The organism is Crossiella sp. S99.2 (assembly GCF_023094165.1).
GTDB lineage: Bacteria > Actinomycetota > Actinomycetes > Mycobacteriales > Pseudonocardiaceae > Crossiella.
Window position 1 is genome coordinate 500783 of sequence record NZ_JALMDK010000007.1, and the last position, 26120, is coordinate 526902.

Consider the following 26120-nt stretch of genomic DNA (forward strand, 5'->3'; position numbering starts at 1 on the left):
TTGGCCCAAGTCGTACGTCAAGTTGGCCCAACCGGGCGTACGACTTGGGCCAACTCGATGCCTACACCACCACTGGAGATCACCGATGAGCAGCGACGACAAGGTCCTCTCCTACCTCAAGAAGGTCACCGCCGAGCTGCACACCACCCGGCAGCGGCTGCGTGAGGCCGAGGCGGCGGTTGACGAGCCGATCGCCATCGTCGGCATGGGCTGCCGGTTCCCGGGCGGGGTGGCCTCGCCGGATGACCTGTGGGACCTGGTGCAGCGCGGCGGTGACGCGATCACGCCGTTCCCCAAGGACCGTGGCTGGGACCTGGAGAACCTGTTCGACCCGGACCCGGACGCGGTGGGCAAGACCTACGTCACCGAGGGCGGATTCCTCGACGGGGCAGGCGATTTCGACGCCGCGCACTTCGGCATGTCCCCGCGCGAGGCGATGGCCACCGACCCGCAGCAGCGCCAGCTGCTGGAAACCGCGTGGGAGACCTTCGAGGACGCGGGCATCAACCCGGCCTCGTTGCGGGACAGCGATATCGGCGTGTTCACCGGCGTGGCCACCAACGGCTACTCGATGAACGCCGACAGCTCCCTGGACGAGTACCAGGGCTACCTGGCCACCGGCAGCGCGAACAGCGTCGCCTCCGGCCGGATCTCCTACTCCCTCGGCCTGCTCGGCCCGGCCGTCACTGTGGACACCGGCTGCTCCTCCTCCCTGGTCGCCATGCACTGGGCCGTGCAGGCGCTGCGCGCGGGCGACTGCTCGATGGCGCTGGCCGGTGGCGCGATGGTGATGGCGACGCCCGGCGCGTTCGTGGTGTTCTCCTTGCAGCGCGGCATGGCCAAGGACGGGCGCTGCAAGTCCTTCGCCGACGCCGCCGACGGCACCTCCTGGAGTGAGGGCGTCGGCCTGATCCTGCTCGAACGCCTCTCCGTCGCGCAGCGCAACGGGCACCAGGTGCTCGCGGTGATCCGCGGCACCGCGGTCAACCAGGACGGCGCCTCCAACGGCCTCACCGCACCCAGCGGACCGGCCCAGCAGCGGGTGATCCGGCAGGCGCTGGCCTCGGCCGGACTCACCCCGACCGACGTGGACGCGGTGGAAGCCCACGGCACCGGCACGGTGCTCGGCGACCCGATCGAGGCGCAGGCCGTGATCGCCACCTATGGGCAGAACCGGCCCGAGGACCGGCCGCTCTGGCTCGGCTCGCTCAAGTCCAACATCGGGCACACCCAGGCCGCCGCCGGAGTCGGTGGCGTGATCAAGATGGTGCAGGCACTGCGACACGGTGTGCTGCCCAAGACTTTGCACGCCGACGAGCCGACGTCCAAAGTGGACTGGTCGGCTGGGGATGTCCGGCTGCTGGCCGAAGCCCAGCCCTGGCCCGAATCCGACCGGCCGCGCCGCGCGGGCGTGTCCTCCTTCGGCGTGAGCGGCACCAACGCGCACCTCATCCTGGAACAGGCCCCGGCACCCGAAGCCGTCGAGGAAACCCCCGAACCGGCGGGCCTGGTCTCCGCCGGTGGTGTGGTGCCGTGGGTGCTCTCCGCCGCTGTCCCGGCCGCGCTGCGCGCCCAGGCCACCCGGCTCGCCGCGCAGCCCGAGGGCAGCCTGGTGGACATCGGGTTCACCCTGGCCAGCTCCCGCGCCGTGCTGGACCACCGTGCGGTCGTCGTCGCCGCCGATCGTGCGGAAGCCGTTGCGGGACTTGAGGCCCTGGTGGCTGACGAGACCTCCAACGCGGTGGTGAGCGGCCGGACCGTGGTCGAGGGCAAGACCGTGTTCGTCTTCCCCGGCCAAGGCGCGCAGTGGGTAGGCATGGGCGCCGACCTGCTCAAGGATTCGCCGGTGTTCGCCGCCCGGATGGCCGAATGCGCGGCCGCCCTGGACCCGCTGACCGGATTCTCCTTGCTGGAGGTCATTGGAAGCGGCGGCGACCTGGACCGGGTCGACGTCGTGCAGCCCGCCTCCTTCGCCGTGATGGTCTCCCTGGCCGCCGTGTGGGAGGCTGCCGGGGTCAAGCCGGACGCGGTGATCGGCCACTCCCAGGGTGAGATCGCCGCCGCCTGCGTCACCGGCGTGCTCTCCCTCGAAGACGCCGCCAAGGTCGTGGTGCTGCGCAGCCAGGCCATTGCCGAGGACCTGGCCGGACGCGGCGGCATGATGTCCGTGGCCGCGCCCGCCGACAAGATCGACCTGACCCAGTGGGCCGGGCAGCTCTCGGTCGCCGCGATCAACGGCCCGACCGCCACCGTGTTCGCCGGTGACGTCGCCGCCCTCGCCGAGCTGGAAGCCCGCTGCATCGCGGAGGGCTACCGGACCCGGGTCATCCCGGTGGACTACGCCTCGCACAGCCACCAGGTGGACGCCATCGCCGACCGCCTGCGCGAAGTCCTCGCCGACCTCACCGTGCAGCCGGGCACCGTGCCCTGGTGGTCCACTGTGGACAGTCAGTGGATCGAGCCGGGCACCGCCGACGCCGAGTACTGGCTGCGCAACCTGCGCCAGACCGTGCAGTTCACGAATGCCGTGCGTTCGTTGGCCGAGGCCGGTTTCGGTGCGTTTGTGGAGGCCAGCAGCCACCCGGTGCTCACCGCGCCGATCCAGGAGGCCCTGGACGAGCTGGAACTGGACAACACCGTGGTCACCGGCACCCTGCGCCGCGAGGACGGCGGCGCGACCCGGCTGCTGCTCAGCCTGGCCCACCTGCACGTGCACGGCGTCACCGTGGACTGGACCGCGCTGTTCACCGGCGCGGGCGCGCAGCGGATCTCCTTGCCCACCTACGCTTTCCAGCACCAGCACTACTGGCTGGAACGCAGTGGCATGTCCGGCGACCTGACCAGCACCGGCCTCGGCAACGCCGACCACCCGCTGCTCGGCGCGGTCGCCCAGCTGCCCGACACCGGCGGCACCCTGCTCACCGGCCGCGTGGCCCGCGCCAGTCACGGCTGGCTGGCCGACCACATCGTCGGCGACTCGGTGCTCATCCCGGGCGCGGCCCTGGTCGAACTCGCCATCCGGGCCGGTGACGAGGTCAACTGCCCGACCCTGCGCGAACTGGCCATCGTCCGCCCGGTGGTGCTGCCCGACGACAGCCCGGTGTTCCTCCAGGTCCTGGTCGGCGCGGCCGACGGCAACGGGGACCGGGACATCCGGATTTACTCCCGCTTCGCCGGTAGTCCACAGTGGACGGAGAACGCCACCGGCACCCTGGGCGCCGACCTCCCAGATGCCCCCGCCCCGGTCGCCGCCTGGCCGCCCGCGGGCGCGGAAGCGCTGTCCGTGGCCGACCAGCCCGGCATGGAAGCCGCCTGGACCAAGGACGGCGAGGTCTACGCCGAGGTCCGCCTCGCGGAGAACTACAGCAAGTCCGCCAGCCGCTTCGGCCTGCACCCCGCACTCCTGGACGCCGCCCTGCGCGCCAGCGCCTTCGCCGCCCCGCAGGAGACGGGGGAGGGCATGCTGCTGCCGTTCTCCTGGAACGAGGTCCAGCTGCACGCCGCGGGCGCGAGCGCGGCCCGGGTGCACCTGCGGGTCACCGGCGCGGACACCCTGGCCATCACCCTCACCGACTCCGCGGGCGCGCCGATCGCCAGCATCGGCTCGCTGATGATGCGCACCGTCGACCCGGCCCAGCTCCAGGCTTCCAGTGGCCCGGCCGTGGGCGGGGACGCGCTGTTCGAGGTGCGCTGGCGGCAACTCACCGCCGAAAGCACCAGCACCGCCGTGGTCCTGGGTGACAGCGAGCTGGCCGAGGCCCTCCTGCGCGGTGGCGCGGTCGGCGAGCCCTCCGGCAGCTTCGCCACCCTGGTCGAGGCGCGCGGCGGGCATGTGCCCGAGTTCGTGCTGCTGCCAGTGGCGGCCAGCGTCGGCGATCTCGCGGACGCGGCCCGGCAGTCGGTCACCCAGACCCTCACCGCCATCCAGGACTGGCTGGCCGACGACCGGTTCGCCGAGGCCCGCCTGGTCGTGGTGACCGCCCAGGCCATCGGCACCGGCCCCGAGGACAAGCTCAACGGCATCGCCGACGCGGGCGTGTGGGGCCTGGTCCGCACCGCCCAGTCCGAGTACCCCGGCCGGTTCGTGCTCGCCGACATCGACGGCACCGACGAATCCGCCACCGCCCTGCTCGCCGCGCTGGGCAGCGGGGAACCGCAGCTCGCCGTGCGCGCGGGCGCGGTCACCGTGCCGCGCCTGGCCCGCGCCGAGGCGGCCGAGCCGAGCTGGCAGTGGCCCACCGAGGGCACCGTGCTCATCACCGGCGGCACCGGCAAACTCGGCAGCGAACTCGCCCGGCACCTGGTCACCCAGCACGGCATCCGGCACCTGATCCTGGCCAGCCGCACCGGCCCCGACGCAACCGGCGCAGCCGCGCTCACCCAGGAGCTGACCGAGCTGGGCGCGGAGGTCCGGGTGGCCGCCTGCGATATCGCCGACCGCACCGCGGTCAAGGAACTGCTCAACTCGGTGCCGTCCGAAGCCCCGCTCACCGGCGTGGTGCACACCGCGGGTGTGGTGGGCGACAACCTGCTGCCCAACCTCACCGCCGATCAGCTCGCCCAGGTGCTGCGCCCCAAGGTGGACGCCGCCCTGGTCCTGGACGAGCTGACCCGCGACCACGAGCTGACCGCCTTCGTCACCTACTCCTCCATCGCCGGGCTCACCGGCGGCCCCGGCCAGGGCCCCTACAGCGCCGCCAACGCCTTCCTGGACGCCCTGGCCTACCGCAGGCGCGCCCAGGGCCTGCCCGCCACCTCGATCGCCTGGGGCCTCTGGGGCGGCGACGGTGGAATGGGTGGCGCGCTCGCCGAAGCCGAGTGGGCCCGGCTGCGCCGCTCCGGCATGATCCCGATCGAACCCGCGCAGGGACCCGCGATGCTGGACGCGGTCACCGCCGTGTCCACCGCCCTGGTCGTGGCCGCGCCGCTGGACCTGCGCGCGGTGGACCGGGACGCGGTGCCCGCGCTACTGCGTGGCCTGGTGCGCGGCACGGCCGCCGGCGAGGCCGTCAGCCCCGCCGCGGCCAGCAGCCGGGGCGCCGAGCTGACCGCGAAGCTGGGCGGGCTCAGCGAGAAGGAACAGGAGACCCTCCTGGCCGATCTGGTCGCCACCGAGTGCGCGCATCTGCTCGGCTACGACAACCACGCCGACCTGGACCGGCTGCGCGGCTTCGTCGACCTCGGCATGACCTCGCTCAACGGGGTCGAGCTGCGCAACGTGCTCGGCGCCCGCACCGGCCTGCGCCTGCCCGCCGCGCTGATCTTCGACTACGCCAACATCCTCGAACTCGCCCGCTACCTGCGCGGACAGCTCGTGGACAGCGCGGGGGAGGGGGCCGCGTTCACCGAACTGGCCCGCCTGGAGGCCGCCGTGGCCGGCTCCGAACTGGATGAGGAGTCGCGGACAAAACTGGTAAATGGCTTGGCCCAACTCCTGTGGACTCTTCAAGACGGCCGCGCCCAGCCGGGAGCGGATCAGCACGAGGTCGGCCTCGCCACGGCGAGTGACGACGAGATGTTCGCTCTGATCGACGAGGAGCTGGGGCTGAGCTGACCCCACCGCCTCGTCGCGACGCGGAAGGGCAACGAGGCGCACATGACCGGTACCGAGGACAAGCTCCGGGACTATCTCAAGCTGGTCACCGCGGACCTTCGGCGCACCCGGCAGCGGTTGCGCGACGTGGAGGCCCAGGACAGCGAGCCGATCGCGATCGTGGGCATGTCCTGCCGGTTCGCCGGCGGGATCGAGACGCCGGAGCAGCTGTGGCAGGTGCTCGTCGACGAGCGGGACACCGTCGGCGAGTTCCCCACCGACCGCGGCTGGGAACTGGACGGGTTCTTCCACGACGACCCCGACCACGCCGGTACCAGTTATGTGCGCGAGGCGGCGTTCCTGGAGGGCGCCAGCGGGTTCGACGCCGACTTCTTCGGCATCAGCCCGCGCGAAGCCCTGGCCATGGACCCGCAGCAACGCCTGGTCCTGGAGCTGTGCTGGGAGGCGGTGGAACGGGCCCGGCTGGACCCGCACGGCCTGCGCGGCAGTGACACCGCGGTCTTCGTCGGCGGCATCAGCATGGGCTACGGCATCCGCGGCACTCCGCCGGAGGAGGTCGAGGGTCAGCTCGCCACCGGCACCGCGGCCAGCGTCATCTCCGGCCGGGTCTCCTACCTGCTGGGGCTGCGCGGGCCCGCGCTGACCGTGGACACCGCGTGCTCCTCCTCGCTGGTCGCGCTGCACCTGGCCGCGCAGGCGCTGCGCAGTGGCGAGGCCAAGCTGGCCCTGGTGGGTGGCGCGACCGTGCTGCCCAACTCCGGGCTGTTCGTGGAGTTCTCCCGGCAGCGCGGCCTGGCCGTGGACGGGCGCTGCAAGTCCTTCGCCGACGCCGCCGACGGGGTGGGCTGGGGCGAGGGCGGCGGGGTGCTGCTGCTGGAACGCCTCGCCGACGCCCAGCGCAACGGCCGCAAGATTTTGGCCGTGGTGCGTGGTTCCGCGGTCAACTCCGACGGCGCCAGCAGCTCGCTCACCGCACCGAACGGCCCGTCCCAGCAACGGGTCATCCAGGCCGCGCTGGAAAGCGCCCAGCTGACCCCGGAAATGGTGGACGCCGTTGACGGGCACGGCACCGGCACGACGCTCGGGGACCCGATCGAGGCCGACGCGCTGCTGGCGGTCTACGGCCAGGGCCGCCCGGCCGACCGTCCGCTGCTGCTGGGGTCGGTGAAGTCCAATATCGGCCACACCCAGGCCGGTGCGGGCGTCGCGGGCATCATCAAGATGGCCCTGGCCATCGAGCACGGCGTGGTCCCGGCGACCCTGCACGTGGACGCGCCGACCACCCAGGTGGACTGGGGCGACGGGCAGGTCCAGCTCGTCACCGAATCCCGCAGCTGGCCCGAAACCGACCGGCCGCGGCGTGCGGGCGTGTCCTCCTTCGGCATCAGCGGCACCAACGCGCACGTGATCATCGAGCAGGCCCCGCCGCCCGAGGACACCCCCGAAGCCGCCGAGCCGGTGGTCTCGGAGCTGCCGGTGCCGTGGGTGGTCAGCGCGCGGTCGCTGGAGGGTCTGGACGCCCGGATCGACCAGCTCCGCGACCTGTCCGGCGACCCGGCCGACATCGGTTTTTCCTTGCTGGCCACCAGGGCCAAGTTCGACCACCGGGCCGTGATCCTCAACGGCCGGGAACTGGCCAGGGGATCGGTCACCGGCGGCGGCACCGCGTATGTCTTCTCCGGCCAGGGCTCGCAGCGCCTGGGCATGGGACACGAGCTGTACCAACAGTTCCCGGCCTTCGCCGCAGCTTTCGACGCGATCATCGCCGAACTGGGCGAGGGTGTCCGCGAGGTCATGTGGGGCGAGGACGCCGCCGCCCTGGACGAGACCGGCAACGCCCAGCCCGCCCTGTTCGCCCTTGAGGTTTCGCTGTTCCGGCTCCTGGAGTCCTGGGGTGTGCGCCCGGATCGTGTTGTCGGGCACTCGATTGGCGAGCTGGCCGCGGCGCATGTGGCCGGGATCCTGTCGCTGTCGGATGCCTGCAAGGTGGTCTCGGCCCGCGCGCGCCTGATGCAGGCGCTGCCCGCCGGTGGCGCGATGGCCTCACTGCCGGTGCCCGAGGCTGAAGTCCTGCCACTGCTGGACGAACATGTTGGTATCGCCGCGGTCAACGGCCCCAACGCCACCGTGGTCTCCGGCACCGAGGAGGCCGTGGAGCGGCTGGCCGCGCGGTTCGAGCGGAGCAGGCGGCTGCGTACCAGCCACGCCTTCCACTCGCCGCTGATGGAACCGATGCTGGCCGAGTTCGCCGAAGCCATCGTCGGGATCACCGTGGGCAAGGCGGAAATCCCGGTCATCTCCACCGTCGGCCCGGTCCCCGACTTCGGCAGCCCCGGCTACTGGGTGCGCCAGGTCCGCGAGCCGGTCCGCTTCGCCGACGCCATCGAAACCCTTGCCGCAGTAGGCACTGCTCGCCTGGCCGAACTCGGGCCGGACGGTCGCCTGTGCGCCGCGGTCACCGAGATCGCGCCCACCCTGGCCGCCGCTCCGGTGCTGCGGCGCGACCGCCCCGAGGTGGACAGCGCCCTCGCCGGACTCGCCGCGCTCTACGTCACCGGCGCCCCGGTGGACTGGACACCCTGGTGCGCCAACGGTTCCCCGGTCGACCTGCCCACCTACCCGTTCCAGCGCAAGCCGTACTGGGTGATCTGCCGCGAGGACGGCGGCGACGCCAGCGGCCTCGGCCAGGAAGCCGTCGGGCACCCGCTGCTCGCCGCCCTGGTCAGCATGGCCGACGACAGCGGCGTGGTCTTCACCGGACGGGTCTCGGTCAACACCCAGCCCTGGCTGGCCGACCACGTGGTCTCCGCGCGAACCCTGTTCCCCGGCACCGCTTTCCTCGAACTGGCCGGGCGAGCCGGCGACGGCGTGGGCTGTGACCGGGTCGAAGAGCTGACCATGGTCACCCCGCTGATGCTGCCCGACCGCGGCGCGGTGCAGCTCCAGGTCTCGGTCGGCTCGGACAACGCAGGCCAGCGCGAGATCGCCATCCACTCCCGCCCGGAGAACTCGGTCGACGAGCCGTGGACCCTGCACGCCAGCGGTCTGCTCGCCAGTACCGGCCACACCGCCGAACCCGTCGACCCGACCTGGCCGCCAGAAGGCGCGGAACCCGTTGACATGGCGGTGTTCTACCCCTGGTTCACCGAACGCGGCTTCGACTACGGCCCCGAGTTCCGCGGCGTGCGCGCGGTCTGGAAGCGACCGGGCGAGGTCTTCGCCGAGGTCGCCCTGCCGCAGGCCCGCGAGGCCGAGGCATTCGGCCTGCACCCCGCCCTGCTCGACGCCGCCGTACAGGCTTCTTCCGTGCTGGGCCACGGAGTTGAGGCCCCCGGCCAGATGCCGTTCTCCTGGCAGGGCGTCACCCTGCACGCCGCCGGCGCCGCGGTGCTGCGGGTGCGGATCAGCCACTCCGGCGGCGCGACCATGCGCATCCAGGCCACCGACACCGCGGGCGACCCGGTGATCTCGGTGGACGCGCTGCTCATGCGCACCCTGCCCACCGCCGACACCGCGGGCCCTGCCCTGGACCGCAACTCGCTGTTCGAGCTGGACTGGTCCCCGGTCACCGCGACCGCCTCGGGCGAACCGGTCACCATCGTCGGTGCGGACGTCCTCGAACTCCGCAACCGCCTTGCGGGCGCGGTCGAAGTCCGGGTCGCCGATTCGGTGGCCGAGGCCGGGGACAGCGCGGTGGTCAGCCTGGTAGGCACCGACGAACCCGCCTCCGCCCTCGAACTCACCAGCCAGGCCCTGGACCTGATCCAGCAGTGCCTGACCGCGAGCGCGGAAACCCGGCTCATCTTCGTCACCCACGGCGCGGTCACCGGCCAGGACCTGGCCGCCGCCGCGGTATGGGGCCTGGTGCGTGCCGCCCAGTCCGAACAGCCTGGCCGGTTCACCCTGATCGACCTGGACGAGGAATCCACCGGCGAGACCCTCGCCCAGGCCCTCGGCTCGGACGAACCCCAGCTCACCGTGCGGGACAACCAGCTCTCCGGCGCTCGCCTCAACCGGGTCGGCATCCCCGAACAGCCCGCGCTGTGGTCCGAGACCGGCACGGTGCTGATCACCGGCGGTCTCGGTGGCCTGGGCCGTCTGCTCGCCACCCACCTGGTCACCCAGCGCGGCGTGCGCGACCTGGTCCTGGTCAGCCGCCGTGGACCCAGCGCGCCCGAAGCCGCTGCAGCCATCGCCGAACTGACCGAACTCGGTGCCGCGGTCCGGGTTTTGGCCTGCGATGTCTCCGACCGCGCCGCCGTGGCCGATCTTGTTGCCCAGCTGCCGGAACTGACCGCGGTGGTGCACGCCGCCGGTGTGGTCGACGACGGCCTGATCGAATCGCAGACCCCCGAACGCCTGGCAAATGCCTTGCGCGCCAAGGCCGATGCCGCCTGGCACCTGCACGAGCTGACCCGCGACCGCGACCTCACCGCGTTCGTGCTGTTCTCCTCCGCCGCGGGCACCGTGGGTTCGGCCGGGCAAGGCAACTACTCCGCCGCCAACGCCTACCTCGACGCGCTCGCCCGGCACCGGCACGGCCTCGGCCTGCCCGCGGTGTCCCTGGCCTGGGGTGTCTGGGCCTCGGAAACCGGCATCACCGCCGGACGTTCCGACGTCGACCAGAAGCGCGCCGCCCGCGGTGGCATGCCCGCACTCACCGACGAGCAGGGCCTGGCCCTGTTCGACGCCTCCCTGGCCGACCACCGCCCGGTGCTCATGCCCGCCCGCCTCGACCTCGCCACCCTGCGATCCCTCGGCAGGCCGCCACACCTGTTGCGCGCCTTGATCCGTACCTCCTCCCGCCGCGCCGCCGGAGCAGCCGCGGGAGCCGCGGGCGAGCTGGCCGGACGACTGGCCGCACTGCCCGAGGCCGAGCGTTCCTCGGCCTTGCTCAAGCTCACCCTGACCGCGGTCGCCGGTGTGCTCGGCCACGGCGAGGACGTCGCCCTCGACCCCTCGCGCAACTTCAACGACCTCGGCTTCGACTCGCTCACCGCCGTCGAACTCCGCAACCGCCTCGGCGGCGACACCGGAATCCGGCTGCCCGCCACCCTGGTCTTCGACCACCCCAACGCGCTCAAGCTCACCGAGTACCTGCTCGGCGAACTGCTCGGCGGGGCCGTCACCCCCACCCCGCAGCGACCGTCCACTGTGGTCCGTGCCGACGAGCCGATCGCCATCGTGGGCATGAGCTGCCGCTACCCCGGCGGCGTCGGCTCGCCGGATGACCTGTGGCGCGTGGTGCACGACGGTGTCGACGCGATCAGCGAGTTCCCGGACAACCGCGGCTGGGACATGGCCGCGCTGTTCGGCCGCGACTCCGACCTGCCCGGCACCTCCTACGTCCGGCACGGCGGCTTCCTGCACGACGCGGGCAAGTTCGACGCCGAGTTGTTCCGGATGAGCCCACGCGAGGCCCTGTCCACCGACGCCCAGCAACGCCTGCTGCTGGAAGCCACCTGGGAGGCCCTGGAACGGGCCGGGATGGACCCGACCTCCTTGCGCGGCAGCGCCACCGCGGTCTTCGCCGGGGTGATGTACACCGACTACGCCACCCTGCTCGGCGCGGACGAGTTCGAGGGCTTCCGCGGCAACGGCGGCTCCGCGGCCATCGCCTCCGGCCGGGTCGCCTACACCTTCGGCCTGGAAGGGCCGACCCTCACCGTCGACACCGCCTGCTCCTCCTCCCTGGTCGCGGTGCACCTGGCCGGACAGGCCCTGCGCAACGGCGAATGCGAGCTGGCCCTGGCCGGTGGCGTGGCGATCATGGCCACCCCCGGCGCGTTCGTGGAGTTCTCCCGGCAGGGCGGGCTGTCCCCGGACGGCCGCTGCCGCTCCTACTCCGACACCGCCGACGGCGTGGCCTGGTCCGAAGGCGTCGGCATGCTGGTACTGGAACGCCTTTCCGACGCCCGCCGCAACGGCCACCAGGTACTCGGCCTGATCAAGGGCTCCGCAGTCAACTCCGACGGCGCCTCCAACGGCATGAGCGCCCCCAACGGCCCCGCCCAGCAACGAGTCATCCGGGCCGCGCTCGCCAGCGCCGGACTGTCCACTTCGGACGTTGACGTGGTCGAGGGCCACGGCACCGGCACCCCGCTCGGTGACCCGATCGAGGCCGAAGCGGTGGTCGCCACCTACGGCCAGGACCGGGAAGAGCCGCTGTTCCTCGGCTCGATCAAGTCCAACCTGGGCCACACCCAGGCCGCCGCCGGCGTCGCCGGGATCATCAAGATGGTCATGGCCATGCGGCACGGCCTGCTGCCGAAGACCCTGCACCTGGAAACCCCGTCCTCACACGTGGACTGGCAGGCCGGCGAGGTCGAGCTGCTGGCCGCGGAAACCCCGTGGCCGCAACTGGATCGGCCGCGCCGGGCCGCGGTGTCCTCCTTCGGCATCAGCGGCACCAACGCGCACGTCGTCCTCGAAGAGCCGCCGCCAGCCCCGGAACCCGCGCCCACCCAGCACGAAGGTGTGCTGCCCTGGGTGCTCTCCGGCCAGACTAAGAACAGCGTGCGCGCCCTGGCCGAACGCCTGACCGAGGCCGTGACTGGGCTGCACCCGGCCGACGTCGGCCTGTCCCTGGCCGCCGGTCGCGCCACCCTGCCGCACCGCGCGGTCGTGATCGGCTCGGACACCGAAGAACTCCTCGCCGGACTCCGCGCCCTCGCCGCGGGTGAGACCGGACCGATCATCGGCGAGGCCCCGGATGCCGGGCGTGCCATCGCCTTCGCCTTCCCCGGCCAGGGCGCCTACTGGACCGGCATGGGCGCGCAGCTGCTGGAGCAGTCGCCGGTCTTCGCCGAAGCCATGGCCCGCTGCGCCGCCGCACTGGCCCCGCACCTGGACTTCTCCGTGCTCGACGTCTTGCGCGGCAATCCAGACGCACCCGGCCTGGACCGGATTGACGTGGCCCAGCCGACCATGTGGGCGGTCAGCGTCTCCCTCGCCGAACTCTGGCGGGCACACGGCGTCCGCCCCTCCGCCGTGCTCGGCCACTCCCAGGGCGAGGTCGCCGCCGCCTGCATCGCGGGTGCACTGTCCCTTGAGGACGGTGCACTGGTGATCTCGGTGCGCAGCAAGGCCATCGCCGAGGAACTCTGCGGCCAGGGCTCCATGATCGCGGTCGCCCTGCCGCTCGCCCAGGTGCAGCCCCGCCTGGCCGACTTCGCCGACCGCCTGGGCATCGCCGCGGTCAACGGCCCCAACGCCACCGTGGTCTCCGGCGAATACGCCGCACTCGACGAACTCCGCGCCATCCTGGAGGCCGACGGCATCCGGGTCGGCTCGGTCGCCGGTGACTTCCCGGCCCACTCGGCAATGTTCGACCGCGTGCATGACCGCGTGCTGACTGCCCTCGCCGACCTGCAACCGCGCACCTCCCTCGAAGTGCCGATGCTGTCCACGGTCACGGGGGAGTGGATCGACCCGGCCGGGCTGACCGCCGAGTACTGGTTCCGCAACATGCGCGAGACCGTCCAGTTCGAGCCCGCCGTGCGCACCCTGCTCCGCCAGGGCCGCGGCCTGTTCATCGAGGTCAGCCCGCACCCGGTGCTGGTCCCCGGCATCTCCGGCACCATCGACGACACCGGCAGCACCGCGGTGGTCGTGCCCACGCTGCGCCGGGATGACGGCGGCCTGGACCGGGTCTACCGCTCACTGGCCCTGGCCAACGTGGCCGGCGCCCCGGTGGACTGGACCGGCTGCTACCCCGGTGCACACCGGGTCGACCTGCCCACCTACGCCTTCGACCAGACCGAATTCTGGCCCGCGCCCTTCCGCGCCACCGGCGATGCCGCCTCGGTCGGCCTCAGCTCCACCGACCACCCGCTGCTCGGCGGCGCGGTCACCATCGCCGACACCGGCGCGCTGATGCTCACCGGCCGCCTGTCCCTGGACGCCCACCCCTGGCTCGCCGACCACACGGTCGGTGACCAGGTTCTCTTTGCCGGGGCCGGATTTGTCGAACTCGCGTTGCGCGCGGGCGACGAACTCGGCTGCGCCCAGCTGGCCGACCTCACCCTGGCCGCCCCGCTCATCCTGCCCAGCGCGGGCGCGGTGACCGTCCAGGTGCTCGTCGAGCCCGAGGAGGCCGGACGCCGTCGCGTCACCATCCACTCCCGCGGTGACGGCCTGGATGGCGACTGGATCCTGCACGCCAGCGGCCTGCTCAGCACCGAGGAAACCCCAGTCCAGCTTGGCTTCGACGCCACCGTGTGGCCGCCCACCAACGCCGAACCCGTTGACCTCGCCGGTTGCTACGACGAGTTCGCCACCCACGGTTTCCACTACGGCCCGGCCTTCCAGCGCCTGCACGCCCTGTGGCGGCACAACGGCGACCTGTACGCCGAGGTCGCCCTGGTCACCGAGGCCGACGGCTTCACCCTGCACCCGGCGCTGCTCGATGCCAGCCTGCACACCACCCTGGTCGGCGCGGCCGGCGGCAACCCGGACACGCTGCCGTTCCAGTGGGACGGCGTGACCCTGCACGCGACGGGGGCGACCTCGCTGCGGGTGCGGGTCAGCCAGCCCGAGGCCGGCGCGCTGACCATCGAGGCCGCCGACCCGGCCGGTGAGCCGGTGCTGACCGTGTCCGCCCTGCGGATGCGCGAACGCGCCGCCGCGGCGACCCGGTCGCGTGCGGACTCGCTGTACTCGCTGGGCTGGATCCCGGTCACGTCCACAGTGGACAATGACCTGGACGCCACGCTGGTCCAGATCACCACCGGCGATGACCCGCGTCAGGACGCGCACACCGAGACCGCCCGCGTACTCGCCCTGCTGCAACAGCGAATCGCCGGCGGCGGCCCCCGCCTGGTCTTCCTCACCCGCGGCGCGACCACCGGCGAAAACCCAGCCGCCGCGGCAGTCTGGGGCCTGGTCCGCTCCGCTCAAGCCGAAAGCCCGGACGCCTTCGGCCTGCTCGACCTGGACAGCACCGTCCCGGCAGGCGACCTCACCCCCGCCGACCTGCCCACCGGTGCCCTCGACCCGGCCGAACCCCAGCTGGCCCTGCGCGACGGCGTCCTGCATGCCGCCCGCCTGACCCGGATCACCCCCGCCGAAGAACCGTTCGCCTGGCCCACCGAGGGTTCGGTACTGATCACTGGCGGTACCAGCGGACTCGGCGCGGTCATCGCGAAGCACCTGGCCGAGCAGGGCGTGGCCCGCCTGGTCCTGGCCAGTCGACGTGGCGCGGCCGCCGAGGGTGTGACCGAACTGGTCGAGGAACTCGGCATCCCGGTCGAGGTCGTCGCCTGCGACCTGTCCGACCAGCAGGCCGTCACCGACCTGGCCAACGGCATCGCCGATCTCACCGGAGTCGTGCACTCCGCTGGCGTGCTCGACGACGCGTTGATCCCCGCGCTCACCCCCGAACGCCTGGCAACTGTGTTGCGACCCAAGGTCGACGCCGCCTGGCACCTGCACGAAGCCACCCGCGACCGCGACCTGGCCGCGTTTGTGCTGTTCTCCTCGGCCGGTGGCCTGCTCGGCGCGCCGGGCCAGGCCAACTACGCCGCGGCCAACGCCTTCCTGGACGCCCTCGCCGCCCACCGGCACACCCTCGGCCTGCCCGCCCGCTCCATGGCCTGGGGCGGCTGGGCTTCAGCCGGGATGGCAAGCCGTCTGGCCGAGGCCGACCGGGCCCGCCTGGCCCGCACCGGCACCCCACTCATGTCCACTGTGGACGGTCTCGCGCTGTTCGACCTCGCGCTGGCCATCGACGAACCCTCGGTCGCGCCGATCCTGTTCGACCTGGCCGCGATCCGGTCCAGGGGCGAGATCCCCGCGGTGTTCCGCGGCCTGATCCGCCCCGGCAAGCGGGCCGCGCGCGGTCAGCAGCGGGTCAACGGCGGCCTGGCCGCCAAGCTCGCCGGACTGGGCAAGGACGAACGCCGGGTCCTGCTGGAAGACCTGGTGCGCGGGCGGATCGCCGGGGTGCTCGGCCACGACAGCGGCGCCTCCATCAAGCCCCAGCGCGCCCTGCAGGACCTCGGCCTGGACTCCCTGGCCGCGGTCGAACTGCGCAACCAGCTCGGCGCCGACACCGGCCTCAAACTGCCCGCCACCCTGGCCTTCGACCACCCCTCCGCCGCCGCCATCGCCGACTACCTGTTGGGCGAACTCGGGGTCGGCGCGGACCGGCCGGTGCAGACCACCCAGGTCCGCGCGGTCGCCGGGGATCCGATCGCGGTGGTCGGCATGAGCTGCCGCTACCCGGGCGGGGTCAACTCGCCGGAAGACCTGTGGCACCTGGTCACTCACGGTGTGGACGCGGTCTCCGAGTTCCCGCCCGACCGCGGCTGGGACGTCGGCCGCCTCTACCACCCGGACCGCGAACACCCCGGCACCAGCTACACCCGCAACGGCGGATTCCTGTTGCAGGCAGCACAATTCGACGCCGACTTCTTCGGCATCAGCCCGCGCGAGGCGGTCACCACCGACGTCCAGCAGCGCCTGCTCCTGGAAGTCACCTGGGAGGCCCTGGAACGCGCGGGCGTCGACCCGAGTTCGTTGCGCGGCAGCCGGACCGGCGTGTTCACCGGCGTGATGTACAACGACTACGCGATGCTCCTGGAAGGCCCCGAGTTCGACGGCTTCCGCGGCAACGGCAGCGCGGCCAGCATCGCCTCCGGCCGGGTCGCCTACGCCCTCGGCCTGGAAGGCCCCGCGGTCACGATCGACACCGCGTGTTCTTCCTCCCTGGTCGCGGTGCACCTGGCCGCCCAGGCGCTGCGGACCGGGGAAGCCACCATCGCGGTGGCCGGTGGCGTCACCGTGATGTCCACCCCCGGCGCGTTCCTGGAGTTCTCCCGCCAGGGCGGACTCTCCGAGGACGGCCGCTGCAAGGCATACGGCGAGGGCGCGGACGGCGTCGGCTGGTCCGAAGGCGTCGGCATGCTCGTGCTCGAACGGCTCTCCGACGCCCAGCGCAACGGCCACCGGATCCTGGCAGTGCTCAAGGGATCCGCGGTCAACTCCGACGGCGCCAGCAACGGCCTCACCGCCCCCAATGGCCCGTCCCAGCAACGCGTCATCCACCAGGCGCTCTCCGCCGCCGGACTGTCCACTTCGGACGTCGACGCGGTCGAAGGCCACGGCACCGGCACCCCGCTCGGCGACCCGATCGAAGCCCAGGCCCTGCTCGCCACCTACGGCCAGGACCGCCCCGAGGGCCGCCCGCTGCTGCTCGGCTCGATCAAGTCCAACCTGGGCCACACCCAGGCCGCGGCCGGCGTCGCGGGTATGATCAAGATGATCCAGGCCATGGATCACGGTGTGCTGCCACGCACCCTGCACGCCGACACCGCCTCCACCAAGGTCGACTGGACCGCGGGCGAGGTCGAACTGCTCACTGAGCAAACCACCTGGCCCGAGGTCAACCGCCCCCGCCGGGTCGGCGTCTCCTCCTTCGGCATCAGCGGCACCAACGCCCACGTGATCCTGGAGCAGCCCCCGGTCAAACCCAAGCGCGCCAACGAAACCCCGGCGCACAAGGTCCCGTGGCTGGTCTCCGCCCAGTCCGCCCCCGCCCTGGACGCCGTGCTCGACCAAACCCGCGTCCTGGACGGCAACCCGGCCGACATCGCCTACTCCCTGGCCACCACCAGGGCCCTGTTCGACCACCGCGCCGTGCTCCTCGACGGCGTCGAACTGGCCCGCGGCGTGGCCACCGAAGACGGCCGCACCGCCTACGTCTTCTCCGGCCAGGGCTCGCAACGCCTCGGCATGGGCCGCGAGCTGTACCAGCGGTTCCCGGTGTTCGCCGAGGCCCTGGACGCGGCCATCGCCGAGTTTGCCCAACTCGTACGCCCGGTTGGCCCAAGTGGGCGTACGAGTTTGCCCAAGTGGGACGATCTGCGCGAGGTGATGTGGGGCGAGGACGCCGACGCCCTCAACGACACCCGCTGGGCCCAGCCCGCCCTGTTCGCCCTGGAAGTCGCCACCTACCGACTGGTCGAATCCTGGGGCCAGCGGCCCGACTACCTGGTCGGGCACTCCATTGGCGAGATCGCCGCAGCGCACGTCAGCGGCATCCTCTCGCTGTCCGACGCCTGCACCCTGGTCAGCGCCCGCGCCCAGCTGATGGCCAACCTGCCCGCGGGCGGCGTCATGATCGCCGTACAGGCCCCCGAGGCCGAGGTCCGCCCGCTGCTCACCGACCAGGTGGCCATCGCCGCGATCAACCGCCCGGACAGCGTGGTCCTCTCCGGCGCGGCCGAGGCGGTCACCGCACTCGCCGACCAGCTCGCCGAAGCGGGCCACCGGACCCGGAAGCTGGCCGTCAGCCACGCCTTCCACTCCCCGCTGATGGACCCGATGCTCGCCGAGTTCACCGCCGCCATCGACGGAATCTCCTTCGGCGAAGCGACAATCCCGGTCATCTCCACCCTGACCGGCAAACTCGCCGAAGCCGAGGAACTGCGCACCCCCGGCTACTGGGCCGAGCAGGTCCGCGGCTGCGTACGCTTCGCCGACGCCGTCAGCACCCTCGGCGAACTCGGCGTGCGCGCGGTGCTCGAACTCGGCCCCGACGGCCAGCTCTCCGCCGCCGCGAGTGACGTGCTGCCAACAGGTTCGGTCGCCGCCCCGGTGCTGCGGCCGGACACCGACGAAGAGGAAGCCGTGCTGCGCGGCCTGGCCGCCCTGCACGTCGGCGGCGCCCGGATCGACTGGACCAGGTTGCTGGCCGGTGGCTCCGTGGTCGACCTGCCCACCTACCCGTTCCAGCACCGCCGCTACTGGCCCGCGCCCGGCCCCGGCCGCGGCGAGGCCACCGCACTTGGCCTGGAGGTCACCCGGCACCCGCTGCTCGCGGCGAGCACCGGACTGGCCGCCACCGGCGAGGTGCTGCTCAGCGGCCGCCTGTCGCCGGTCGCGCACCCGTGGCTGCCCGATCACCAGGTGAACGACCGGATCCTGTTCCCCGGCGCGGGTTTTGTCGAACTCGCCTTCCGCGCCGGTGACCTGGTCGGCTGCGACCTGGTCGAGGAACTCACCATGGCCGCCGCCCTGCCGGTGCCCGCCGACGGCGCGGTCAACCTGCAGGTAGTCGTTGGCGCGCAGGATGATCGCGGCAACCGGCCGATCACCATCCACTCCCGCCCGGCCGACACCGAGGACGAACCGTGGACCCGGCACGCCAGCGGCCTGCTCGCCCCCGCACCCGCCACTGACGCCACCGACTTCGACACCACGGTCTGGCCGCCCGAAGGCAGCCACCCAGTTGATCTGGCCGACTGCTACGAGGAATTCGCCCGCCGCGGCTTCGCCTACGGCCCGGCCTTCCAGGGCCTGACCGCACTCTGGCAGCGCGGCACCGAACTGTTCGCCGAGGTCACCCTGGCCGAGGACAGCCAGGCCGGCTACGGCCTGCACCCGGCCCTGCTCGACGCCACCCTGCACGCCCTCATCGCCGCCGGCGAAGGCGGCCGACCCCGGCTGCCGTTCTCCTGGGAACGCGTCCGCCTGCACGCCTCCGGCGCCCAGCAGCTGCGCGCCCGGCTGGCCCCCAGCGCGCACAACCCCGACGCCGTCACCATCCACGCGGTCGACACCGACGGCCTGCCCGTGGTCACCGTCGAGGCCCTGCTCACCAGGGAGGCCGACCCGGCCGAGGGCGTCAACCTGGGCGACTCGCTGTTCACCTTGGACTGGACCCCGATCCCCGCGAATACCGCACCACAGCAGGAAAACAGCACCACCGTGGTCGAGTTCACCGGCACCCCCGGCGAGCTGCCCGGCTCTGCGCTGACCCTCACCACCGAGGCCCTCGCCCTGCTCCAGCAGCACTCCGCCGCCGCCGAGCCGCTGATCATCGTGACCCGCGGCGCGACCACGGGCGTCGATCCGGCCGCCGCCGCGGTGTGGGGCCTGGTGCGCAGCGCGCAGTCCGAACACCCCGGCCTGTTCCGCCTGATCGACCTCGACCAGACCGACACCCCGCCCGCCGCCGCCCTCACCTCCGACGAACCCCAACTCGTGGTCCGCGGCACCGACATCCTGGCCGGACGCCTGGCCAGAGCACCGAAGCCCGAGCCCCGACCGATCGGTTGGGACGGCACCGTGCTGGTCACCGGCGGCGTGGACGGCCTCGGCCGCCTGATCGCCCGCCGCCTGGCCGACACCCACGGCGTGCGCAGCCTGGTCCTGGCCAGCCGCCGCGGCCCGGACACCCCCGGCGCGGCCGACCTGCTCGCCGAACTCACCGAACTCGGCGCCACCGCCCGCCTGGTCGCCTGCGACGTCTCCGACCGGACCGCGATCACCGCCCTGGTCAACGACATCGCCGACCTCACCGCGGTGGTGCACTGCGCCGGTGTGCTCGACGACGGCGTGATCGACTCACTCACCCCGGACCGCCTGGCCAAGGCCCTCGGCGCCAAGGCCGAGGCTGCCTGGCACCTGCACGAAGCCACCCAGGACCGCGACCTCACCGCGTTCGTGCTCTTCTCTTCCCTCGCCGGGACCATGGGCGCGGCCGGACAGGGCAACTACGCGGCGGCCAACGCCTTCGTCGACGCCCTGGCCCGCCACCGCCACGCGAACGGCCTGCCTGCCATCGCGCTCGGCTGGGGCGGCTGGGCACCGGAAACCGGCATGACCGCAAGGCTGTCCACCGCCGAACGGGACCGCCTGGAACAGACCGGACTGCCGCTGCTGCCGGTGGACCAGGCCCTCGGCCTCTTCGACGCCGCGCTCACCAGGGACGAGCCGGTGCTGCTGCCGGTCCGCCTCAACCTGGCCGCCCTGCGCGCCCAGGACCAGCTCCCGCCGGTCCTGCACCACCTGGTCACCCCGCGCCGCAACAACCGGCGCACCGCAAAGGCGTCGGCCACCGCCACCGGCCTGATCGAACGCCTCGGCAAGCTCAGCCCGGCCGACCGCCACGAGGTCCTGGAGGAGATGGTCCGCACCAGGGTCGCCGCGGTGCTCGCGCACGACGGCGCGCACCTGATCGACCCGGACCGCTCCTTCGCCGAACTCGGCTTCGACTCGCTCACCGCGGTCGAACTGCGCAACCAGCTCACCGCCGAACTCGGCCTGCGCCTGCCCGCCACGCTGGTCTTCGACTACCCGTCGGCCACCGTGCTCACCCGGCACCTCCTCGACGAACTGCTCGGCGCAGCCGACGCCCCCGCCACCAAGACCCGCACCACCGCCGCCAACGACGAACCCATCGCGATCGTCGGCATCGGCTGCCGCTTCCCCGGCGGCGTCAACTCACCCGAAGACCTGTGGAAGCTGCTCAGCGCCGGCAGGGACGCCACCTCGGACTTCCCCCGGGACCGCGGCTGGGACCTGGACTCGCTCATCGGCCAGGAAGCCGGTGCCGCCGGTGCCTCGATCACCGGGCGCGGCGGGTTCATGGCCGACGTGGCCGGGTTCGACGCCGAGTTCTTCGGTATGAGCCCGCGCGAGGCCCTGGCCACCGACGCCCAGCACCGCCTGCTCCTGGAAGCCAGCTGGGAAGCCCTGGAACGAGCCGGGATCGACCCAGCCGCCCTGCGCGGCAGCGACACCGGTGTCTTCGCCGGGATCATGTACGCCGACTACGGCAGCATGCTCACCGCCGATGAGTTCGAGGGCTTCCGCGGCAGCGGCAACGCACCCAGCGTCGCCTCCGGCCGGATCTCCTACATCCTCGGCCTGGAAGGCCCCGCGGTCACCGTCGACACCGCCTGCTCCTCCTCGCTGGTCGCCCTGCACTGGGCCGCCCAGGCGCTGCGGGCGGGGGAGTGCTCGCTGGTGCTGGCCGGTGGCGCGACCGTGCTGGCCACCCCGGGCGCGTTCGTGGAGTTCACCCGGCAGAACGGGCTCGCCCCGGACGGCCGGTGCAAGTCCTACTCCGACAACGCCGACGGCGTGGCCTGGGCCGAAGGCGTCGGCATGCTCGTGCTCGAACGGCTCTCCGACGCCCAGCGCAACGGCCACCAGATCCTGGCCGTGGTCAAGGGCTCGGCGATCAACTCCGACGGCGCCAGCAACGGCCTCACTGCCCCCAACGGCCCGTCCCAGCAACGCGTCATCCGCCAGGCACTGGCCAGCGCCGGACTGTCCACTTCGGACGTTGACGCGGTCGAAGGCCACGGCACCGGCACCACCCTGGGCGACCCGATCGAAGCCCAGGCCCTGCTCGCCACCTACGGCCAGGACCGCGACACCCCGCTGCTGCTCGGCTCGGTCAAATCCAACCTGGGCCACACCCAGGCCGCCGCGGGCGTCGCCGGTGTGATCAAGATGGTGCTGGCCATCCAGCACGGCGAACTGCCGCCCACGGTCAACCTGGACACCCCCTCCACCGAGGTCGACTGGACCGAAGGCCAGATCGAACTGCTCGCCGAAACCACCCCCTGGCCGCAGGTCGACCGGCCCCGGCGCGGCGCGGTGTCCTCCTTCGGCATCAGCGGCACCAACGCGCACGTGGTCCTCGAACAAGCCCCCGACCGACCGGTCGGTAAGCGCGCGGAAACCGGTGTGGTCCCGTGGCTGCTCTCCGCCCGTGGCGAGCACGCCCTGCGAGCCCAGGCCGGCCGCCTGCTCGCCCAGCTCCGCACCGGCGAGGTCAACCCGGTCGACCTCGGCTTCTCCCTGGCCACCGGCCGCTCGGCGTTCCGGCACCGCGCCGCGGTACTGGCCGACCCGGCCGACCTGTCCACCGCCCGCGCCGCGCTCACCGCACTCGCCGAGGGCAAGACCGACCCGGCCCTGGTCCTCGGCTCACCCGCCGGTGGCCGCACCGCCTTCGTCTTCTCCGGCCAGGGCTCCCAACGCCTCGGCATGGGCCGCGACCTGCACGCCCGCTACCCGGCCTTCGCCGCCGCCTTTGACGCGGTGCTCGCCGAGTTTGCCCAACTCGTACGCCCGGTTGGCCCAAGTGGGCGTACGAGTTTGCCCAAGTGGGACGAGCTGCGGGAGGTGATCTGGGGCGAGGACCCGGCCGCGCTCAACGACACCCGGTGGACCCAGCCTGCCCTGTTCGCCTTCGAGGTCGCGCTGTTCCGCCTGTTCGAGTCCTGGGGCGCTCGGCCCGACTACCTCGCCGGGCACTCGATCGGTGAACTGGCCGCCGCGCACGTCAGCGGCGCGGTCTCGCTGTCCGACGCCTGCACGCTGGTCAGTGCGCGGGCCCGGCTGATGGCCAACCTGCCGGTCGGTGGCGTGATGATCGCGGTCCGGGCCACCGAGGCCGAGGTGCTGCCGCTGCTCACCGATCAGGTGTCGGTCGCCGCGGTCAACGCCCCCGGCTCACTGGTCCTGGCCGGCGCCGAGGACGCGGTGCTGGCCATCGCGGAAACCCTTGCCACGCAAGGCCGGGACACCAAACGCCTCACCGTCAGTCACGCCTTCCACTCGCCGCTGATGGAGCCGATGCTGGCCGAGTTCGCGGCCGCCATTGACGGCATCACCGTCAGCGAACCGACCATCCCGTTGGTTTCCGCGCTGACCGGCACCCGTGTTGGCGCGGAGGAGCTGGGCGATCCGGACTTCTGGGTGCGGCACGTCCGCCAGACCGTCCGCTTCGCCGACACCGTGGCCGCCCTGCGTGCGGCCGGTAGCCAGGTCTTCCTGGAACTCGGCCCGCGCGCCGGACTCAAGTCGGCCCTGCTGGAGAACCTGGAACAGGGCGGTGACCAGGCCGGTCTGGTGGTCGCCACCGGCGGCGCCGACCTGGACGAGATCACCGCCAGCCTGACCGCGCTGTCCGCCCTGCACTGCTGGGGCCGGACCGTGCGCTGGCCGGAACTGTTCCCCGGCGCGAACCTGGTAGACCTGCCGACCTACGCCTTCCAGCACGAGCGCTACTGGCCGCAGGCAAGCCAGGCGCCTACCAACCGGTTGGGAGAGGTGCGCGCGTTCGGCCTGGCCGAATCGGCCCACCCACTGCTCGGCGCGGTCGCCGAGTTCGCCGACGGCCGCGGCGCGTTGTTCGCCAGCAGGCTTTCCCTGCGCACCCAGCCCTGGCTGGCCGATCACGCGGTGCTCGGCCGGGTCCTGTTCCCCGGCACGGGATTGGCCGAGCTGGCCATCTGGGCGGGCAACCGGATCGGCTGCGGCAGGCTGGTCGACCTGACCCTGTCCGCCCCGCTGCTGCTGCCCGCCGAGGGCGCGGTGCAGGTCCAGGTCCGGGTCGGCGAGGCCACCGACACTGGCGAACGCGAGGTCACCATCCACTCCCGCCCCGAGGGCGAGGACGAACAGTGGACCCTCAACGCCAGCGGCGCCCTTGACGACCAGGTGGCCCGGCCGACCGAACTCACCGAAGCCTGGCCCCCGGCCGGTGCCGAGGCGGTCGACCTGACCGGCTGCTACGACGCGCTCACCGACGCCGGTTTCGGCTACGGCCCGGCCTTCCGCGGCCTGCGCGCCCTGTGGCGGCACGAGGAGGAGCTGTACGCCGAGGTCGCCCTGCACGCCGATTTCGCTGACCAGGCAACGTCTTTCGGTCTGCACCCGGCCCTGCTGGACGCGGCCCTGCACGCGGCCATGGTCGCTGCCGCGGGCACCGGCGAGGCTGCTGTCCCGCACACCTGGGAGGGCGTCACCGTGCACCGCACCGGCGCCAACGCCTTGCGGGTCAAGCTGACCCGCACCGAACAGGGCCTCACCCTGCACGCGTCCGATGTGGACGGTCAACCAGTGGCCACAGTGGACACCCTCCGGGTCCGCCCGGTCTCCACCGAACAGCTCGCCGCCGCCGACCGCGCCCAGGACACCCTGTTCCACCTGGCCTGGACCCCGGCACACACCACCGCGCTGCTCCCGGACTGGGCCGAGATCACCTCACTCGACGAACTCGACACCCCACCCCCGCTGGTCCTGTTGCGCTGCAACGCCACCACCGGCGACCTGGCCGCCGCCGCACACGACCGGCTCGGCGAGACCCTGGCCGTGGTGCAGCGATGGCTGGCCGAGGAGCGTTTCGCCGCCTCCCGCCTGGTCCTGGTCACCCGCAAGGCCATCGGCGCCGAACCGGAAGACGTTGGCGGCGCGGCGATCTGGGGCCTGATCCGCTCGGCCCAGCACGAGCAGCCTGGCCGCTTCGGCCTGCTCGACCTGGACCAGGACGACATCCCCGAATCCGCCCTGGCGCTGCTGGAGGAGGAGCCGCAGGTGCTCGTCCGCGGCAGCCGCACCCTGGCCGCGCGGCTGCACCGGCTGCCGGTCCAGCAGGACACCGGCACCAAGTGGGACCCGGACCGCACCGTGGTCATCACCGGCGGCACCGGCGGCCTGGGCAAGGTCGTGGCCCGGCACCTGGTCGCCCGGCACGGCATCCGCCACCTGCTCCTGCTCAGCCGCAGCGGCGCATCGGCAACGGGCGCAACGGAATTGGCCGCCGAACTCGCCACCCACGGCGCCACAGCCGAACTCCGGGCCTGCGACGTCGGCGACCGCGACGCCATCGCGGCAGCCCTGGCCGCGGTACCCGCCGAGCACTCGATCCAGGCCGTGGTGCACGCCGCCGGTGTGCTCGACGACGGCGTGATCACCGGCCTCACCCCCGACGCGCTCACCCCGGTGCTGCGCCCCAAGGTCGACGCCGCCTGGCACCTGCACGAGCTGACCCAGCACCTGGACCTGACCGCGTTCGTGCTGTTCTCCTCGGTCGCGGGCGTCTTTGGCAACGGCGGCCAGGCCAGCTACGCCGCCGCCAACAGCTTCATCGACGCCCTCGCCCAGCACCGCCGCGCCCAGGGCCTGCCGGCCACCTCCATCGCCTGGGGCCCCTGGTCCCTGGACGACGGCATGGTCAGCACCGCCGAAGCCGCCAGAATGCGCCGCCTCGGCGTCCTGCCACTGTCCGCCGAGGAAGGCATGGCCCTCTTCGACGGCCTCCCGTCCGGCCCCGAAGCCGTTCCCGTCCCACTCCGCCTGGACCTGGCCTCCATCCGCTCCTCCGGCCAGGTCCCTCCACTGCTCCGCGCCCTGGTCCGCACCTCCGACCAGCGCGGCGCCATCGGCGACCCGGCAGCCGACTTCCTGGCCACACTCGCCGAAGCCCCGGTGACCCAACGCCACGAAGTCGTCGTCGACCTGGTCCGCGACCAGGCCGCCGCCGTCCTCGGCCACGCCGACCCGTCCGCCGTCGCCCGCGACCGCCGCTTCCAGGAACTCGGCTTCGACTCCCTCACCACAGTCGAACTCCGCAACCGCCTGGGCGCGGCGTTGGGCCGCCGCCTCCCGGTCTCCCTCCTGTTCGACCACCCCACCCCGGAGGTCCTCGCCGACTACCTGCTCCCACTCCTGGCTCCCGCCGAAACCGACCCGGCCACGGAGGTGTTGCGCCAACTCGACAAACTCGGCGCCGAACTCGCCGCCCTGGCCACCGACGACGGCCTCCGCCAGCAGATCAGCGGCAAACTCGACCTGCTGCTGGCCGGCTGGAGCGCCAAGAGCGGCGGCGACAACGGCGAGGTCGACTTCGAGGCGGCCACGGATGAGGAGCTGTTCGACCTGCTGGACAACGAGTGGGAAAAGCCGTGACAGCACGAAACACTGCGCGTTTCCGCGTTGGCGAGGTAGCAGAGTGAAGGACGGCCGGTACGGGGAGGAACCA

The 26120-nt window shown here is 72.6% G+C and carries 1 protein-coding gene and 1 pseudogene; both read left to right on the forward strand.

Annotated features, from left to right (window positions below):
• Window positions 1-127: 127 nt before the first annotated feature.
• Window positions 128-5554: pseudogene (locus MZC64_RS28470) on the forward strand (SDR family NAD(P)-dependent oxidoreductase); the annotation flags it as partial.
• A gap of 42 nt (window positions 5555-5596) precedes the next feature.
• Window positions 5597-26047: a type I polyketide synthase gene (locus MZC64_RS28475; RefSeq protein ID WP_247761685.1), complete on the forward strand. Its 20451-nt coding sequence runs from the start codon at window positions 5597-5599 to the stop codon at window positions 26045-26047.
• Window positions 26048-26120 lie beyond the last annotated feature (73 nt).